General features: G+C 60.7%; 17 protein-coding genes. 7 read left to right on the forward strand and 10 right to left on the reverse strand.

Features of this window, described 5'->3' with window-relative positions:
• Window positions 1-21 precede the first annotated feature (21 nt).
• On the forward strand, window positions 22-1,317 hold the full coding sequence (locus E5Q11_RS13165; protein ID WP_135803915.1) for a pyridoxal phosphate-dependent aminotransferase: 1,296 nt from the start codon (window positions 22-24) through the stop codon (window positions 1,315-1,317).
• Complete coding sequence (locus tag E5Q11_RS13170) at window positions 1,317-2,132, forward strand: inositol monophosphatase family protein (RefSeq protein ID WP_135803916.1); 816 nt, start codon at window positions 1,317-1,319, stop codon at window positions 2,130-2,132. Before E5Q11_RS13165 ends, E5Q11_RS13170 begins: the two co-directional genes overlap by 1 nt.
• Here the strand turns inward: E5Q11_RS13170 and slmA are convergent.
• The 9 genes from slmA to E5Q11_RS13215 form a co-directional block, all read right to left on the reverse strand.
• Window positions 2,129-2,716 (reverse strand): nucleoid occlusion factor SlmA, encoded by a 588-nt coding sequence (gene slmA / locus E5Q11_RS13175; RefSeq protein ID WP_135803917.1) that lies wholly within the window; start codon window positions 2,714-2,716, stop codon window positions 2,129-2,131. The genes E5Q11_RS13170 and slmA overlap by 4 nt on opposite strands.
• Before the next feature lie 23 nt (window positions 2,717-2,739).
• Complete coding sequence (locus E5Q11_RS13180; protein ID WP_135803918.1) at window positions 2,740-3,549, reverse strand: thiazole synthase; 810 nt, start codon at window positions 3,547-3,549, stop codon at window positions 2,740-2,742.
• Window positions 3,550-3,618: 69 nt separating this feature from the next.
• Window positions 3,619-3,819 carry a sulfur carrier protein ThiS gene (gene thiS, locus E5Q11_RS13185; RefSeq protein ID WP_135803919.1) on the reverse strand — a complete coding sequence of 67 codons (201 nt, stop codon included), beginning with the start codon at window positions 3,817-3,819 and terminating at the stop codon, window positions 3,619-3,621.
• A gap of 25 nt (window positions 3,820-3,844) precedes the next feature.
• Complete coding sequence (locus E5Q11_RS13190; RefSeq protein WP_168215670.1) at window positions 3,845-4,231, reverse strand: DUF423 domain-containing protein; 387 nt, start codon at window positions 4,229-4,231, stop codon at window positions 3,845-3,847.
• Window positions 4,232-4,253: 22 nt separating this feature from the next.
• Window positions 4,254-5,057, reverse strand: a complete 804-nt coding sequence (locus E5Q11_RS13195) for a symmetrical bis(5'-nucleosyl)-tetraphosphatase (RefSeq protein WP_135803920.1) — start codon at window positions 5,055-5,057, stop codon at window positions 4,254-4,256.
• Window positions 5,050-5,901 carry a 16S rRNA (adenine(1518)-N(6)/adenine(1519)-N(6))-dimethyltransferase RsmA gene (gene rsmA, locus E5Q11_RS13200; RefSeq protein ID WP_135803921.1) on the reverse strand — a complete coding sequence of 284 codons (852 nt, stop codon included), beginning with the start codon at window positions 5,899-5,901 and terminating at the stop codon, window positions 5,050-5,052. The genes E5Q11_RS13195 and rsmA overlap by 8 nt, the downstream gene beginning before the upstream one ends.
• Entirely contained in the window at window positions 5,898-6,932 is a 1,035-nt protein-coding gene (gene pdxA, locus E5Q11_RS13205) for a 4-hydroxythreonine-4-phosphate dehydrogenase PdxA (RefSeq protein WP_135803922.1), read from the reverse strand. The genes rsmA and pdxA overlap by 4 nt, the downstream gene beginning before the upstream one ends.
• Window positions 6,929-8,245 (reverse strand): peptidylprolyl isomerase, encoded by a 1,317-nt coding sequence (locus E5Q11_RS13210; protein WP_135803923.1) that lies wholly within the window; start codon window positions 8,243-8,245, stop codon window positions 6,929-6,931. The genes pdxA and E5Q11_RS13210 overlap by 4 nt, the downstream gene beginning before the upstream one ends.
• Window positions 8,246-8,306: 61 nt before the next feature.
• Window positions 8,307-10,595 carry an LPS-assembly protein LptD gene (locus E5Q11_RS13215; protein ID WP_135804213.1) on the reverse strand — a complete coding sequence of 763 codons (2,289 nt, stop codon included), beginning with the start codon at window positions 10,593-10,595 and terminating at the stop codon, window positions 8,307-8,309.
• A 359-nt stretch (window positions 10,596-10,954) separates the two neighbouring features.
• Between E5Q11_RS13215 and E5Q11_RS13220 the strand changes: the two genes are divergently transcribed.
• Genes E5Q11_RS13220 through E5Q11_RS13230 form a run of 3 tightly spaced genes read left to right on the forward strand, consistent with a single transcriptional unit; the run spans window position 10,955 to window position 13,440 of the window.
• A complete protein-coding gene (locus E5Q11_RS13220) occupies window positions 10,955-12,010 on the forward strand; it encodes an aminoglycoside phosphotransferase family protein (protein WP_135804214.1) in 1,056 nt (351 codons plus the stop codon).
• Window positions 12,007-12,687, forward strand: coding sequence for an N-acetylmuramate alpha-1-phosphate uridylyltransferase MurU (gene murU, locus E5Q11_RS13225; RefSeq protein ID WP_135803924.1), 681 nt, complete (start codon window positions 12,007-12,009; stop codon window positions 12,685-12,687). Before E5Q11_RS13220 ends, murU begins: the two co-directional genes overlap by 4 nt.
• A 3-nt stretch (window positions 12,688-12,690) precedes the next feature.
• A complete protein-coding gene (locus tag E5Q11_RS13230) occupies window positions 12,691-13,440 on the forward strand; it encodes a DnaJ domain-containing protein (RefSeq protein WP_135803925.1) in 750 nt (249 codons plus the stop codon).
• On the opposite strand, the gene E5Q11_RS13235 is transcribed toward E5Q11_RS13230, so the two are convergent.
• Complete coding sequence (locus E5Q11_RS13235) at window positions 13,437-14,420, reverse strand: DUF3530 family protein (protein ID WP_135803926.1); 984 nt, start codon at window positions 14,418-14,420, stop codon at window positions 13,437-13,439. The genes E5Q11_RS13230 and E5Q11_RS13235 overlap by 4 nt on opposite strands.
• A gap of 114 nt (window positions 14,421-14,534) precedes the next feature.
• On the opposite strand from E5Q11_RS13235, the gene rpe reads away from it, so the two are divergent.
• Together rpe and E5Q11_RS13245 are read left to right on the forward strand one after the other, a co-directional pair.
• Entirely contained in the window at window positions 14,535-15,221 is a 687-nt protein-coding gene (gene rpe / locus E5Q11_RS13240; RefSeq protein ID WP_135803927.1) for a ribulose-phosphate 3-epimerase, read from the forward strand.
• Window positions 15,218-15,907: a phosphoglycolate phosphatase gene (locus E5Q11_RS13245; protein ID WP_135803928.1), complete on the forward strand. Its 690-nt coding sequence runs from the start codon at window positions 15,218-15,220 to the stop codon at window positions 15,905-15,907. Before rpe ends, E5Q11_RS13245 begins: the two co-directional genes overlap by 4 nt.
• The last annotated feature ends 124 nt before the right edge of the window (window positions 15,908-16,031 follow it).

Raw genomic sequence — 16,031 nt, forward strand, 5'->3', positions numbered from 1 at the left:
TTTCAACCTAAGACCGGGACAATGGATATCCACAACGATCATCGCTACGCCATCAATCTCAATGTCCGGGGCATTCAGCCATCGGCGACCCTGCGCATTAACGAAACCAGCAACCAGCTCAGGGCCGAGGGCCGTGACATCATCAAACTGGGCCTTGGCCAGTCGCCTTTTCCCGTGCCTGAGCGTGTGGTTGAGGCGTTGCGCAACCACGCCCACGAAAAGGACTACCTGCCGGTCAAGGGCCTGAAGCCTCTGCGCGAGGCCATATCCCGCTATATCAACCGGCGCGAGCAGATGCGCTCAACCTGGGAAGACGTACTGATCGGCCCGGGTTCGAAAGAGCTGCTGTTCATGCTGCAACTGGCCTACTACGGCGACCTGCTGATCCCGCGGCCAAGCTGGGTGTCCTACGCACCCCAGGCAAGGATTATCGGGCGCTCCGTGCACTGGCTGCCCACCCACGGGGAAAACAACTGGCAGCTCACCGCCGAGGAACTGGACATTGTTTGCCGTGACGATCCGTCGCGCCCGCGTATCCTGATTCTGAACTACCCGTCCAACCCCACTGGCTGCACCTACACCGAAGACCAGTTGCTGGAACTGGCCCATGTTGCCCGCAAATACAGAATCATCCTGCTGTCAGATGAGATCTACGGCGAAGTGCATTTCGAGGGCAGGCACAAATCCATCGCCCGCTACTATCCGGAAGGCACCATTGTCAGTACCGGGCTGAGCAAGTGGGCCGGTGCCGGCGGCTGGCGCCTGGGCACCTTCATTTTCCCGCCGGAACTGCGGCCGCTGCAGGACGCCATGGCGATCATCGCCAGCGAGACCTACACCGCCACCAGCGCCCCGATTCAGCATGCCGCTATCGCCGCCTTTGATGGCGGCCCGGACCTGGACGAATACCTGAAACAGTCCCGGCGGGTCCTTAAAGTCGTGGGTGAATATCTGCACAAGCGGCTGACTGCCATGGGCGCCGTTGTCCAGAAACCGGAAGGCGCCTTTTACCTGTTCCCAGATTTCTCCGGCTTCCGGGAGGCACTGGCCGGTCGGGACATCAAGACCAGCCAGGCTCTGTGCCAGGCCCTGCTGGAAGACACTGGCGTCGCCATTCTGCCTGCCAGCGACTTCGGCTTTGTGCCGGACCACCTGGGCGCCCGGCTGGCGTTCGTGGATTTCGACGGTGCCGTGGCTCTGGATCTGGCCGGCGGCCAATACGCCGACCGGGCACTGGACGACAGTTTTGTGGAAGAAGCCTGCCCACGGCTGGTGACTGCCATGGATAAAATGGCCCATTGGCTGGAGGATCTTTGATGGCCGACCTGGCCGAAATCGCGGATTTTACCGAACAGCTGGCCCAAAAGGCCGGCGAACTGATCCGCCATGAGCGTGAGCAGAACATCCTTCGCACCGACTACAAACAGCAGACCGAGCTGGTTACCCATGCGGATGTGATGGCAGACGAGATGATCACCGCCGCCATCCGCGAGCGATTCCCGGAGCACCGGATCCTGTCCGAAGAAACCATGCCCGACCTGCAACAGGCCGAGCAATTGGACACACCTTTGTGGATCATCGACCCCATCGACGGCACCGTGAACTACGCCTACGGCCACCCCCAGGTCGCGGTGTCCATAGCCTACGCCGAAAAAGGCCGGGTTCAGGTCGGTGTGGTGCATGCGCCTTTTTCCCGGGAAACCTTCCGGGCGGTACGTGGCGAGGGTTCAACGCTGAACGGTGAAGCCATCCGGCACAGCGGTGCTACCGTACCCCGGCAGTCCCTGTTCGCGACAGGATTCCCCTACCATAAAGACGGTCTGGAGCCGCTGGTCAATCGTCTGAATGCGATGATTCACCAGTGCCGTGACCTGCGCCGCATCGGCTCGGCGGCATTGGATATCTGCTGGGTGGCCTGCGGGCGGCTGGACATCTACTACGAGAACGTCAGCCCCTGGGATTTTGCCGCTGCGCGATTGATTGCCCTGGAAGCCGGCGCTACGGCCGGGCATTTCAGCGAGGTGCCTGACGGTATGCCAGCGGATCTGTGGGGGCGGGATATTCTGATTTCGGCACCGGCGGTCTGGGAGCCGGTGCGTGAAATCCTCCGAAAAGCGTCAGGCTACTACTAAGCCCAGACGCCCTTGGCCACGGACGGCCAGCATTCATCGAAATCGGCGGAGGGTTTGCGGGCGAACGCCGACCGGATAAACCGCTGGATGCGGCCTTCCAGAAACACCATCACCCAATCGGCCCCACGCACGGCGCTGGTGTGGAACCTCAGCCCCTGGCGGATTTCCCCTTCCTTTATGATCTGGCGTATCTGGGTTTCCAGGCGCTCGAAAAACTGGGAGGCGCGACTACGCAGGGCGTCGTTCTCGCCCATCAGGGCGTCGCCGGTCAGTACCGTGCACAGGCCGGGATTGCGCTCAGCGAAGATCAGTACCAGGTGTACCAGCTGTTGCAGCCGCACCCGCCCGTCATCCTGTTCCTGAAGGATTGTCTGGCAGCGGGTGAACACGGCATCTTCGGCAAACTCCACCAGTGCCTCGAACATTTTCCGTTTACTGGGAAAGTGCCGATACAGCGCAGCTTCGGTAACGCCCACAGACTTTGCCAGGCCCGCCGTGGTGATTCGCGCCCCCGGGTCTTTTTCCAGCATTTCCAACAAGGCCTGCAGGATGGCATCTCGACGGCTTGGAGTCTGGTCGCTCATAGGGCTTTAGTACCAGCGCCTGGTTAAAAGAAAGTGCCATCCAGCGGTGACGACGCGCTGGCATAGAGTTTTTTCGGCATACGGCCGGCAAGATAGGCGTGCCGCCCGGATTCAATGGCCAGGCGCATGGCCCGGGCCATGCGGATCGGATCCTGGGCCTGGGCGATGGCGGTATTCATCAGTACGCCGTCACAACCCAGCTCCATCGCCAGCGTGGCGTCAGACGCAGTCCCAACACCGGCGTCCACCAGTACCGGCACCCTGGCATTTTCAACAATCAACCGGATGTTGTAACGGTTCTGGATACCGAGGCCCGAGCCGATCGGGGCGCCCAGCGGCATAATGGCGATGCAGCCCATTTCCTCAAGGCGCTTGGCCAGAAGCGGATCGTCCGAGCAGTACACCATGACCTGGAAGCCGTCCTTGATCAGCGCTTCGGCAGCCACCAGGGTTTCGGTCATGTTCGGGTAAAGGGTTTTTTCCTCACCCAACACTTCCAGTTTTACCAGGTCGTGGCCGTCAAGCAGTTCACGGGCCAGTTTGCAGGTGCGGATGGCATCTTTGGCGGTGTAGCAGCCGGCAGTGTTAGGCAGCATGGTATAAGAATTCGGCGACACCACGTCCAGCAGGCTGGGTTCATCCGGATTCTGGCCAAGATTGGTGCGGCGTACGGCAAAGGTGACAATCTCGGCGCCACTGGTTTCGATGGCGTGGCCGGTTTCGCTCAGGTCACGGTATTTGCCAGTGCCAACCAGCAGCCGTGAATTATAGACTTTGCCTGCAATTTCCAGTGGCTTGTCTTCTGGAAGGGGTCTTTCGGGCTGTTCGCTCATGCTTGTACCTTGAATATGGTTGAATAAACGCGACTGAATTCATGCTCGGCCGGTGCGCCAGGCGGGGCTTTATCCACCACCGATAGCGTGAACAACCTCTACCCGGTCGCCATCGCTCAGGCTGAAACTGGGGTGTTCGCTGCGGGGCACTATGTCTTCGTTCACCTCGACCGCCAGCCTTTTCCCTTCCAGCGCCATCCGCTGGATCAGGTCGGATATGGTTGCACCTTCACCAAATTCCATGGACTCGCCATTTACCTGAATCTGCATATGTTTTCCTGTCTGTATCTGCCAGCTATGTCTGCCGGGGCTGCTTCAACGCGGCAACAATCAGCAGCGCCCAGCCCACAATGAAACACACGCCACCCATGGGCGTAACCGGGCCGAGCCAGCTCATTTCGGTCAGTACCAGCAGGTACAGACTGCCACTGAACAGCACAATACCGGCCGCGAAAAAGCCTGCGGCCAGGGCTAAAAGCCTGCCACGCACAATCCCCACGCCAGAAACCAGAGCCACCAGAATCAGGGCAAGAGAGTGGTTCATCTGATAAGTGACGGCGGTCTGGAAAACTTCAAGCCCTCGGGGGCTGAGCACTGACCGCAAACCATGGGCTCCGAAAGCTCCGGCCATGACGGCGGTCATTGCAAGCGCCGCCCCCAGAATCAGGGGCCAGAGTAGCATGGTCCGGGCAGCACCAGCGGTGTCAGGAGCAGTCACAGTGGATTTTCTCTCCGGTATCCAGGTTCATCATTGTCAGCTTTCCGCCCCATACGCAGCCGGTGTCCAGGCCAATGTAGCGCTCGCTTTCGGTTTCGCCCTCAAGGGCGGCCCAATGGCCAAACACTACCCGCACATCATCAGGGCGCTGAAAGCGGAACCAGGGTCCAAAACCTTCTGGTGCGTCTTCGGCGGATTCTTTGGCGGCAAATTCCAGGGTGCCGTCCTCGGCAATAAAACGCATACGGGTGAAGTAATTGGTGATCACCCGCAAGCGGTCCATGCCCTGCAGTCCGTCATTCCAGCCGGCGGGCTGGTTGCCGTACATGCCCGCAAAATATTCTTCTGCCCCAGGGCCACGAATCGCCGCCTCGACCTCACCCGCGTAACCCATGGCCTGGTCCACACCCCAGATATGCGGCAGGCCGGCGTGCACCATGACAAAATTTCTGGCCGGGTCATGCACCATCAGGTTCTGATGACAAAGCCAGTTGAGCAGGTGCTCGTGGTCCGGCGCATCCAGTATGTCGCTCAGGGTGTCCTTGTTCTTGAGTGCGTGCCCGCCACGGGCAACGGCCAGGAGGTGCAGGTCATGATTACCCAGAACCACCACTGCAGACGTCCCCAGGCTTTCGATATAACGCAGGGATTGCAGCGATGAAGGCCCCCGGTTTATCAGATCACCCGCCACCCAGAGCCGGTCCCGGGACGGCGAAAAGTCCACCTTGGCCAGCACTTCCCGCAAACGTTCATAACAGCCCTGAATGTCGCCGATGGCGTAGTCAGTCATTACTTACCTCGTCAGTGCCCGGCTGGATCAGCATCGAGCCAGTTTCCGCCGGAACATCCGCCAGCAGATCGGCAATAGCCACATAGTCCGCCAGACCCAGATTCTCGGGTCGCAATCCGTCGTCTATACCGACGCGATTGAGCTGCTCAACGGTTACCATGCCAGCCAGGCCTTTACGCAGGGTCTTGCGCCGCGCACTGAACGCGGTGCGAACCACGGACTGAAGCAGCTTGAAGTCTTTTGCCGGGTGCGGCAGGGTTTCGTGGGGCACCATCCGCACAATCGCCGAGTCCACTTTTGGCGCTGGCTTGAATGCGCCCGGACCTACTTCAAACAACGGCTGCACTTTGCAGAAGTACTGCGCCATGATGCCCAGCCGGCCGTAGTTGTTGTCGCCCGGCACCGCCGCCAGCCGCTGAACCACTTCCTTCTGCAGCATGAAGTGCATGTCTTCCACTACGCCAGAGTGCGCCAGCAGGTGGAAAATAAGCGGTGTGGAAATATTGTAGGGCAGGTTACCGATGATGCGGATTCGCCTGCCATCTTCCACCAGCTGACCAAAGTCAAACTTCAGGGCGTCCGCTTCGTGAATGCGGAACTCCGGATAATTGAAAAATTTTGTTCGCAGTACCGGAATAAGGTCACGGTCCAGTTCCACAACCTGGAGGCGACCGTTCACGGCCAGCATTTCTTCAGTCAATGCCCCCAGACCGGGGCCAATTTCCACCAGGGCATCATCGGGTTTCGGGTTGATGGCGCGAACGATGCGCTCAATCACGCCCTGGTCGTGGAGAAAATTCTGGCCGAATCGTTTTCTGGCCTTATGCCCGGGTTTATTGCTCACACGTTACTCGCTTTGTTGCCACTGGCCAGTTTCTGGCCACCCATCCTTTTCTGGCAAAGCGCCATGCGCTCACCCACCTGCACCGCCTGCCGCAGGCTGCCCATATCGGCGCGGCCGGTACCCGCCAGGTCCAGCGCAGTGCCATGATCCACGGAGGTACGAACGATCGGCAGGCCCAGGGTGATGTTCACCGCGCGACCAAAACCCTGGAACTTCAATACCGGCAGTCCCTGGTCGTGATACATCGCCAGCGCCGCATCGGCATTGTCGAGCCAATGAGGTGTAAACAGGGTGTCCGCAGGCAGCGGGCCGGTCAGAGTCATACCCTCCTGGCGCAGTGCCTCCAGGGTGGGCTCGATCACGTCCAGCTCTTCGCGGCCCAGGTGTCCGCCCTCCCCGGCGTGGGGGTTAAGGCCCGCCACCAGAATCCGGGGCTGTTCCAGCCCGAAATACGTTTTCAGATCCTGGTTCAGAATCCGTGCTACCTGGGTCAGACGGGCCGGTGTAATGGCAGCCGGCACCTCACTCAACGGCAGGTGAGTGGTCACCAGTGCCACCCTGAGTTCATCGGTGGCAAGCATCATCACCACCCGCTCGACGCCGCACATGGCCTGCAGAAACTCGGTGTGGCCGCTGAACTCAATGCCGGCGTTGTTGATCACGCCCTTGTGCACCGGTGCCGTCACCATGCCATCGAACAGGCCGTTCAGGCAGCCCCGGGTCGCGACCGACAGGGTATCCAGCACATAGGCACTGTTGGCGGTGTTCAGCTGGCCGGCGGCAGTGGTGGCCAGGCCCTCAACGTGGAGGACCGAAAGCGTACCGGGCGCGCGGGCGGCAACCGAGCCTGGCGCCCAGTCTTCCAGAACAATCCCCAGGCCAAGGTCACGGTTGCGTTCTTCCAGCAGCGGCTTGCTGGCAATCACCACCAGGCCTGCAGAGCGTTCCTCAGCGGCAAGCTGAAGGCACAGCTCCGGGCCAATACCGGCGGGTTCGCCGGCGGTAAGCGCCAGGGTTACGGTGTCTGTCATGAGGTACTGGCGTCGTCGTTCTTGAATTCGATAAAGGCCTCGTCGCGGATTTCCCGCAGCCAGTTCTGCAGCTCAAGATCAAACTTGCGGCGATAGATGGCCTGGCGGGCCTCATCCCTTTTCACGGCGCCACTGATATCCTGCTGCCGACGGTCCTGCACCTGCAGGATGTGCCAGCCAAACTGCGACCGGAAGGGGCCTTGGAGTTCGCCCACTTCGGCGTTCATCATGGCTTCTTCGAACTGCGGCACCATCTGGCCCGGCCCGACCCAGCCGAGATTGCCACCGTCAGAGCCGGACACCGGGTCGTCGGATTCCTCACGCGCCAGTTCAGCAAAGGATGCGCCGTTCTCTAGCTGTTGATACAAATCGCGGATTTTCGCCTCGGCGGCCGCGTCTGTGGTGGTTTCATCGGGGCGGACCAGAATATGGCGCACCTTTGACTGTTCCACGACCTGGGCTTCGCTGCCACCACGCTTGTCCAGCACGGTAATCAGGTGGAAACCACTGCTGTTCTGCAGCACCGGTGAAACCTCGCCCACTGCAAGCTTGGGCACCACGTCAGCCACCAGGGAAGGCAACCGGCTTTCGGAGCGCCAGCCCATGCTGCCGCCTTCAAGGGCATTGCTGGCATCGGATTCCGCCACGGCAACAGAGCGGAAATCCCGGCCGTCGATGATCTCGGCCCGCAGGGCTTCGATCTGGGCCCGGGCTGCCTCAAGTTCGTCCTCGTCGTTAGGGTCATTCACCTGAATCAGGATGTGCGCCAGCTCGTATTCGGCGTTGGTGCGGCTCTGTCCCTGTGTCGCCTCCAGATAGTTGTCCACCTCCCGATCAGTTACCCGGACGCGATTACCCACCTGGCGCTGCTGCACCCGGCCGGTCAGCATCTCGCTGCGGATCTGTTGGCGGGCTTCCTGATAGGTCACTCCTTCCTGTGCCAGCTGTTCTTCAAACTGGGCCAGGGTCATGTTGTTACGGCTGGCAATGGACGAAAGCGTTTCATTCAGCTCGTTATCACTGATTCGCATGCCGGCGCGCTCGGCCATCTGCAACTGGATGGATTCGGTAATCAGCTGCTCCAGTACCCGCTCTTCCAGCACCGAACGCGGCGGCAGGCTGGTGCCCTGGGACCGCAGACGGCCAACGATGGTGTTGATCCTGGCGTCGAGTTCCGACTGCAGGATCACTGATTCGTTGACCACCGCCACCACCTGATCCAGCAGTTTGCGCTCTGCCTGAGCCGTGCCAGACATCATCACAACCATCAGCAACACGATGGTTTTTGCCCAATGGCGAAGGTTCGCCCTCATAATCACCTCTGTATGGAAAAACGGCGGGCTTCAGTGCCACGCCAGAAAACTGCAACGGGCCTCAGCGCTCACCAAAACGGCGCCGTTCCCGCTCGTCAAAACCGATGATGGCCTCGGAAATCTGCCTTGAAGAACCGCCACTGCCACCCAGGCCTTTCAGCTCAATCTGGAAAAGTACCCGGCTCTGCAGCTCTTCCTCGTCGGTCAGATAATTCTGGTGGACCAGTTGCACACTCCAGCAACAGTTATTGTATTCCAATCCTGCCAGTGACCCCACGGTACGGTCGAGTTCTGAATCAAAAGCCCAGCGGCCGATCAGACTAACACGGTCTGAGACAGGCACAACGCCACCAATATCCGACTGCTCGAATTCATTTCTGCGATAGGTGTGGCCCACGCTGGCCAGATACCGGTAATCCTCCGAATGAAACACCAGCTGGCTTCGGCCTTCCTGGGTCTTGCTGGTTCGTGGTTCCCAGAGGCCGGATGTACGCATTTCCAGACCTTCCACTGGCCGCAGAACCATCTCGCCGGCCAGCGGCGAATCACTGCTGTCCGCCGCGCCCTCGCCATCCAGAGTGACTTCCCGGTCATCAAAGTACTGCACCTGGCCCAGGCTGAACCGGGCCCGCTCCCGGCCTGTGAGCAGATCATTGAATCGGCTGGTTAGCGCCACCGTCAGCTGGTTGGTGTCGCCCACCCGGTCGCCGCCCGAGAAACGGTTGGGACGGAACAGTTCGCTGAAGCTGAACGGGCGCAGGGCGGTGTCGAAATCCGGAATCATTGACTGATCAGCGTCGGCATCGGCCCAGGCGTAGTAGAGCCGGGGTTCCAGGGTCTGGTTATAGGGCACATCAAACAGGCTGGACTTGCGGTCAAAGTAAAGGCCGGAATCCCATTCTGCCACGGGCACGGTGCGGTCAATTCTTGGGTCGCCCAGGCCGTAATCGTCCAGCTCGTAACGGGTGTAATCCACGCCGACAGAGGGCCGCACATAGCCCCAGAGCGCGCGCAACGGCAGGGCAATTTCGGGGATGGCCCGCAGGCGCTGGCCGTTGGCCTGGTCCAGGCCGGTCAGGTCGTCGTTGTCGCGATAGAAAAAGGTGTATTGACTGTCCAGACCCAGGGTCAGCGGGCCCAGGTCAGTCTCGCCACTGTAAAGTACGTTAGGCAACTGGGAGTAGGGGCGGTCGGCATCGGCAATGAAATCGCTGATGGTCTGGTAGCCACTCAGGTAGGCTTCCAGCATCTGATGATCGTCCCGGTAACGAACCCCGCCCCGGCGCAGCAGGTGCGTATCCTGGCTGATGCTGAGGCTGCGGTTCAGGTCGCTGAGGTAATCGTTGTCGCTGACCGCGGAATAGTCGCCGTAACCGGTCCAGTTCCGGTTAAACCGGGCCTCTGTGGTGAAATCCAGGCCCCAGCGTTCGCCGTCCTCCCCGGGCACTTCGTCGGCGTATTCCCGGTCGTTTCCGGCGTAGCCCAACTGGAGGTCAGACTGGCCAAAATCACTCAGGTAACGCCCTTCCACCTCGGTAAACAGGCCCCGACCACTGATGAACTGCGGTGTTAATGTGGCGTCGTAATCCGGGGCCAGGTTGAAGTAATAAGGCACCGCCAGAAAGCCACCGTTGCCGGCATTGGATGACCCAAAGGCCGGGTACAGGAAGCCTGATTTACGGCGATCATCAATAGGAAAGCTGGCGTAGGGCCAGTAGAACACCGGTATATCCTTTATCTGTAGGCGGACATGCTTTGCGGTACCCACACCTTCAGCCTGATCCAGTTCAATTTCCGAGGCCACGATAGACCAGTCATTCTGCCCCGGTGCGCAGGTGGTTAACTGGCCCTGACCGATCTGCACCCGATTGTCCGATGTTCGCGCAAGCTGGGCTGCAGAGCCGCGCATTTCCGGCCCGTGAAGCAGAAACGTTGCCATGCGGATATCCAGGTAACCGGTATCGGCGCTGTAGTCTGCACGTTCACCGGTAAGCAGAAACCCGTCGCCCCGGCTGGTCAGCGGCCCCTGGATAGAGACCCGGCCCGAGGCCTGATCATAGCGCGCTTCATCGCCGGTAACCGCAAAGGGCCCCTGCTGGATACGGACATCCCCGCGCAGGTAGAGCTCTGAATCCATTTCATACCGGGCGCTAAGGCCACTGGCGCTCAACGGCAGGTCGCCGGGTTGCCCGGACTCACTGGCCGCGCCCACCACTGACGCCGGCTGCAGGTAACCCCCCTGGCAGAAGGATGGCAGGTTCCGGGCGGCTTCCACCGGCAATTCGGCCCGGGGGCGCCAGTCCATTTCTGCCGCTGTGGGCGGGTCCTCTGCTTGCGCCACCGGCACCATCAACAGCCAGGCGCTTCCAGCCAGCACGGCCCGCCGCCCGGCAACAACCGCCGAGCGCGCTGAATGGGGCCGCCGGACGGGGGTTTGCGGGATGTGCAGCTTCCTTGAGCGGGCTGGCACGATAGGGGGATCCTGTACTGAGTGGGCGGTCAACCATGAGTGCTTAACAGCGGCCTAGTTTACACGGCGACCATGGCCTTGTTAACGGAAACAGGCGGCGAGGGCCAGGCCGGAGAAAACCGATTTACCCTCTGCCTCCAGATCTGCTAACTTCAAGACCTTGCTTCTGGCCGATCTCGCCCACTGCAATGGCGTTGATCGTGGCTTTTTTCGTTTACTTCAGGGATTTTCCAGGCTCCATGGACAACCGTTTGCAGATCCTGACTCGATGGGTAAGACAGTTTCCGGGCTTTGAAAATGCCGACCCGCAACCGGTTTCCGGTGACGCCAGTTTCCGCCGCTATTTCCGGGTATCCGGCCGGCCGGATCAACAGCAACCGGCGCAACCTTTTATTGTCATGGATGCACCGCCAGCGCACGAAGACTGCCGGCCGTTTGTGCGGATTGCCCGCCACTGGCATAACCAGGGCATCGCGGTACCCCGGATCATTCAGGAAGATCTGGAACAGGGGCTGCTACTGCTGGAAGATTTTGGCGACACACTGATGCTGGGTGCGCTGACCGAGTCTACCGCCGACACCCTATACCACGCCGCGCTGGACGAACTGGTATTGATACAACAGGCCACCCCACCCCCGGATCAACCCCTGCCACCCTACGACGCCGAACTGCTGGACCGGGAAATGGCGCTGTTTCCGGACTGGCTGCTTACCGAAAAACTGGGCCTGACCCTGGACAACAGCGAGCGGGCGCTGCTGGACACCACTTTTGCTTTCCTTCGGGAAAGCGCGCTGGCCCAGCCAACGGTTACCGTTCACCGGGACTACCATTCCCGCAACCTGCTGGTGCGTCCCGGCGACACGCTGCCTGAAATCCGACGCCCCGGCGTGATTGATTTTCAGGACGCGGTCTGCGGGCCCGTCACCTACGACCTGGTCTCGCTGCTGAAAGACTGCTACATCAACTGGCCGACGGCCCGCATTGACCAGTGGGAAGAACGCTTCCGCAGACAGACGTTGGCGGCAGGGCTGCATAATGCCGACCACGACACCTTTCACCAGTGGTTCGAACTGATGGGCATGCAACGCCACCTCAAAGCAGCGGGTATTTTTGCGCGGCTGGACATTCGCGATGGCAAGCCGGGCTACCTGGGCGATATTCCCCGCACCGTCTGCTACCTGGTGCGGGCCAGTGGCCGCCAGCCGGCGCTGAGACATTGCCACGAATGGCTGACCGACCGCGTGCTGCCCGCCATTGAGGCCACCATCGGTTCCGTTGAGACCCACCAGCCGTGAAAGCCATGATCCTTGCCGCTGGCAAAGGCGAGCGCATGCGCCCCCTGACGCTTACCACCCCCAAGCCATTGCTGACCGCCGGTGGCAAGCCGCTGATTGTGCATCACCTGGAAAATCTGAAGCGGGCCGGGTACCGGGACATCGTGATCAACCATGCCTGGCTGGGCGAGCAGATTGAACAGGCCCTGGGCAGTGGAGAGGCATTCGGTCTGTCCATTCGCTACTCACCGGAAGGCGAACCCCTGGAAACCGCCGGTGGCATTCAACGGGCGCTTCCGTTACTGACGGATCAGGACGAGGACTGGTTTCTGGTGATCAATGGGGATATCTGGTGCGATCTGGACCTCACATTCCTGACACCACCGCAGGACGCCGACGCCCTGCTGGTTCTGACGGACAACCCGCCGCACAACCCAAAGGGGGATTTCAGCCTGCAAGACGATGGCTCGATTCGCACTACAGATGGCCAGCGGCAGACCTTTACCGGAATCAGCCTGCTTCATCGCAGGCTGTTTGAAAACCTTCCTCCGGGAACGATGAAGCTGGCACCGATTCTTCACGAGGCCATCGCCGAGCACCGGGTTAAGGCGCTCAGCCATACCGGCCAGTGGATGGATATTGGAACGCCAGAACGCCTGCAGCAACTGGACACCCTGCTCGCGGGAGGCAGCGCCTGAATCATGGCAGCAAACACCCGGGATAAAGCCCTGCCCGCGCGCATGGACGCCGAGCTCACCAGCCTGTTGAGTGAGCTTTCCGCCTGCGGCCACCAGGCCAGCGAGTTGATGGTTCGCACCCACCTGCCGGGCTGGTGTCGCCGCAGCCTGTTCTTCTTTCTGGGCTACATCGCAAAATCCAGCGGCCGGGTGACTGAAAAGGATATCGGATTCGCCGAGACGCTTATGCGCGCCCTGCGCCTGTCTCAGCGCCAGCGCCGCAAGGCCATCAAACAGTTCCAGCGCGGCAAGGGCGTCGACACCATACCCCGCAGCAGAGCCCTGCGCCTGCGGATTTCACACCGTTTATGGCCATCGCCGTCATTACGGGTGGCTATCTGCCTTTGTCACGCTGCCCAGCTGTTTGGCAGACCCGACAAACATCGCCGTTATCGATGCGAGGACGCCGTTGTCCAGATGGGCCTGCCAGTGGCCATCAGCGATGACGTGCTTGAGAGCTATGCCAGCAAGATCTGGATCACCGAACCCGAGGCCCAGCCAAAGCCCACCACCTACGAGCAGGCGCTTCAGGTATTGGGGGTGACTCGCAGAGATTCCCGAACCGACATCAAGCGCGCCTACCGCAAACGGGTGTCGGAATGCCACCCGGACAAGCTGGCGCAGCAGAATCTGAGCCCGGCTGAATTATCCCGTGCCAAAGACCGGTTGCTGAAATACCAGCAGGCCTGGGAACTGATTGACCGCCGCCACTAGCGGGCTTTCGAGGTTGACCGCAGCCAGGCGCCCATCCGGTTTGCGAGCATGGCCGCTTCCCGTGGCTGAGGCTGCCTGGATATGGCCACTGGCTGGCGCCGGTAACCGTCAATACCCGCTCGTTCAAGCGCAGCCGCGCGCTCGCGGGCAGAACGGTCAAGCGTTCTGTCCCCGGGGAGAGTGCTGTACAACTCGAGAATCGAGGGTGCCGTAGCGGCAGAAAGAAGGGCCGTCAGGCCGCTGGATTCGTCAGCATAGAAATGGGGTGCAATCCAGATCAGGTCCGATGCCCGGCCATCCTCTCTTGCCTGGCGGGTGACGTGGCCGGCAGCACGGCCAATGCCGACCAGCACAATCCGCTCGTACTCCCGTTCTGCTAACGCATCCACCGCTGCGTTGAGCGACATCACTACCTTGCCCCGATACTGAACCAGAGCGTCATCAGGGGTTTCAGTGTCCATCAGGTTAATCATCACCGATGACGAATCCCCATCGTCAGCAGCCGTTTCCGGAGTTTCCGTAACGTCTGGCTGGGCATTGGCCTGCTGCCTCAGCCACTGTTGTACGGCAAAGGGTGGCGCCGGCAAACCCAGGGTCATTACGGCCCAGCCATCCTGACTCAGCGGCTGCCGCAGTGCATCCCCCAGCCCGGCGGCCGCGGAAACCCCCTCATCCGCCAGAATCACCAGAGCCCCTTTGGCCGGGCTGTCCATTTCAGGCTGAAACAGTGCCAATACCCTGCCCTGATCACTCCCGGTTAACCAGACGGCTGTGTCCGGCCGTTTACGGGCAATGGCTTCGGCATCCACGCCGGTGGAGATCATTGGCCTTGCGTTACTTTCAGCCGAGGTTTCAGGGGCCGGATCGGACACCGCAGCTTCATCCTGAGCCATCAGGGGTGCGCTGACGATCAACATTACCAGTACGGCAGAACGCAGACACATTCCGGTTTCATGGCGCGCTACCGGGGGCTGGATCATCTTCACCGGATCTTCCTTATCGAAGTGCGAAAAAAGGTTTTCAAACTGTTAGACTAGCAGCTTTCCAGCGAGCACTGTGCCACCCGAAGCGTACCGAGAACATAGAGAGCCGTCATGAATCCGTACCAGATTGCCCCCTCCATCCTGTCCGCCGATTTTGCCCGTCTGGGCGAAGAAGTCGATAACGTTCTGGCCGCCGGGGCCGACGTGGTTCACTTTGATGTGATGGACAATCACTATGTCCCGAACCTGACCATCGGCCCGATGGTCTGTGAGGCGCTGCGTAAACACGGCGTAACCGCGCCCATTGATGTGCACCTGATGGTGTCGCCGGTGGACGACCTGATCCGCATGTTCATCGATGCCGGTGCCAGTAACATCACCTTCCACCCGGAGGCGACCAACCACATTGACCGCTCGCTGCAGCTGATTCGCGATGGCGGCTGCAACGCCGGCCTGGTGTTCAATCCGGCCACAACCCTCCATTACATGGACCACGTGATGGACAAGCTGGACATGATTCTGCTGATGTCGGTGAACCCGGGCTTTGGCGGCCAATCCTTCATTCCCGGTACCCTGGACAAGCTCCGGGAAGCCCGCAAACGCATCGATGCCAGCGGCCGCAATATCCGCCTGGAAGTTGACGGCGGCGTGAAAACCAGCAATATCCGTGAAATTGCCGAAGCAGGCGCAGACATGTTTGTCGCCGGCTCCGCCATCTTCAACACCGACGACTACAAGGCCACCATCGACCAGATGCGGGCAGAACTGGAACTTGCCCGCAAGAGCCTGGGCCAGTGAGCCTGGCAGGGCTGTTCAACCCGCGCTGGCCCGGGGTTGCGCTGTTTGATCTGGACGGCACCCTGGTAGACAGCGCGCCGGACCTGGCCGCCGCCGTGGACACCATGCTGGAACAACTGGGCCGCCGCAAAGCGGGCGCAGACAATGTCCGCAACTGGGTAGGCAACGGTGCTTCGATTCTGGTTCACCGGGCACTGGCGGGCAAAGCCGACTGGGAGCCCGCCAATCCGAGGGACGAGGCGCTGTTCAAGGATGCGCTGGCGCTGTTCTTCTACGCCTATGAGAAAATCAATGGCCAGCACGCCAAGCTCTACGATGGCGTTGAACCCTGCCTGCAACGGTTGACCGAGTACGGCTGCAGACTGGGCATTGTGACCAACAAGCCGGAAGAATTTGTGGCGCCCCTGCTCGAGCAGATGGGCATCGACCACTACTTTCGCATCAGCATCGGCGGCGATACCCTGCCGGTGAAAAAACCGGACCCGGCGCCGCTGATTCATGCCATGGAAGCCCTGGGCGGTACCAAGGGCACCACCGTGATGGTGGGCGATTCCGCCGCTGACATTGATGCGGCGCGGGCCGCGGGCATTCCCTGCGTGGCGGTGCGCTATGGTTATAATTTCGGGGCACCGGCGGACACGCTCCATGCCGATGCAACGGTTGATTCGCTGGCACAGCTTTTGTAATCTCACAGGATATTGATAGTGAAACCTTTCACCCGGGAGATTCCTGCCATGCAGGGACTGAATCTGACTGCAGTTAGCGGCGTTCTGACCAGCCGCGCGACGCGCTGGTGGCGATGGCGCACCG

The organism is Marinobacter confluentis (genome assembly GCF_004785685.1).
Lineage (GTDB): Bacteria > Pseudomonadota > Gammaproteobacteria > Pseudomonadales > Oleiphilaceae > Marinobacter > Marinobacter confluentis.

What these genes read in the sequence shown, in the direction of transcription:
- E5Q11_RS13170 (WP_135803916.1), top strand. Translation starts at nt 1,317, where the DNA reads ATGGCCGACCTGGCCGAAATCGCGGATTTTACCGAACAGCTGGCCCAA.
- E5Q11_RS13230 (WP_135803925.1), top strand. Translation starts at nt 12,691, where the DNA reads ATGGCAGCAAACACCCGGGATAAAGCCCTGCCCGCGCGCATGGACGCC.
- slmA (WP_135803917.1), bottom strand. Translation starts at nt 2,716, where the DNA reads ATGAGCGACCAGACTCCAAGCCGTCGAGATGCCATCCTGCAGGCCTTG.
- E5Q11_RS13180 (WP_135803918.1), bottom strand. Translation starts at nt 3,549, where the DNA reads ATGAGCGAACAGCCCGAAAGACCCCTTCCAGAAGACAAGCCACTGGAA.
- E5Q11_RS13210 (WP_135803923.1), bottom strand. Translation starts at nt 8,245, where the DNA reads ATGAGGGCGAACCTTCGCCATTGGGCAAAAACCATCGTGTTGCTGATG.
- E5Q11_RS13195 (WP_135803920.1), bottom strand. Translation starts at nt 5,057, where the DNA reads ATGACTGACTACGCCATCGGCGACATTCAGGGCTGTTATGAACGTTTG.
- thiS (WP_135803919.1), bottom strand. Translation starts at nt 3,819, where the DNA reads ATGCAGATTCAGGTAAATGGCGAGTCCATGGAATTTGGTGAAGGTGCA.
- E5Q11_RS13165 (WP_135803915.1), top strand. Translation starts at nt 22, where the DNA reads ATGGATATCCACAACGATCATCGCTACGCCATCAATCTCAATGTCCGG.
- E5Q11_RS13235 (WP_135803926.1), bottom strand. Translation starts at nt 14,420, where the DNA reads ATGATCCAGCCCCCGGTAGCGCGCCATGAAACCGGAATGTGTCTGCGT.
- pdxA (WP_135803922.1), bottom strand. Translation starts at nt 6,932, where the DNA reads ATGACAGACACCGTAACCCTGGCGCTTACCGCCGGCGAACCCGCCGGT.
- rpe (WP_135803927.1), top strand. Translation starts at nt 14,535, where the DNA reads ATGAATCCGTACCAGATTGCCCCCTCCATCCTGTCCGCCGATTTTGCC.
- E5Q11_RS13190 (WP_168215670.1), bottom strand. Translation starts at nt 4,231, where the DNA reads ATGCTACTCTGGCCCCTGATTCTGGGGGCGGCGCTTGCAATGACCGCC.
- E5Q11_RS13215 (WP_135804213.1), bottom strand. Translation starts at nt 10,595, where the DNA reads ATGGTGCCGGTGGCGCAAGCAGAGGACCCGCCCACAGCGGCAGAAATG.
- E5Q11_RS13220 (WP_135804214.1), top strand. Translation starts at nt 10,955, where the DNA reads ATGGACAACCGTTTGCAGATCCTGACTCGATGGGTAAGACAGTTTCCG.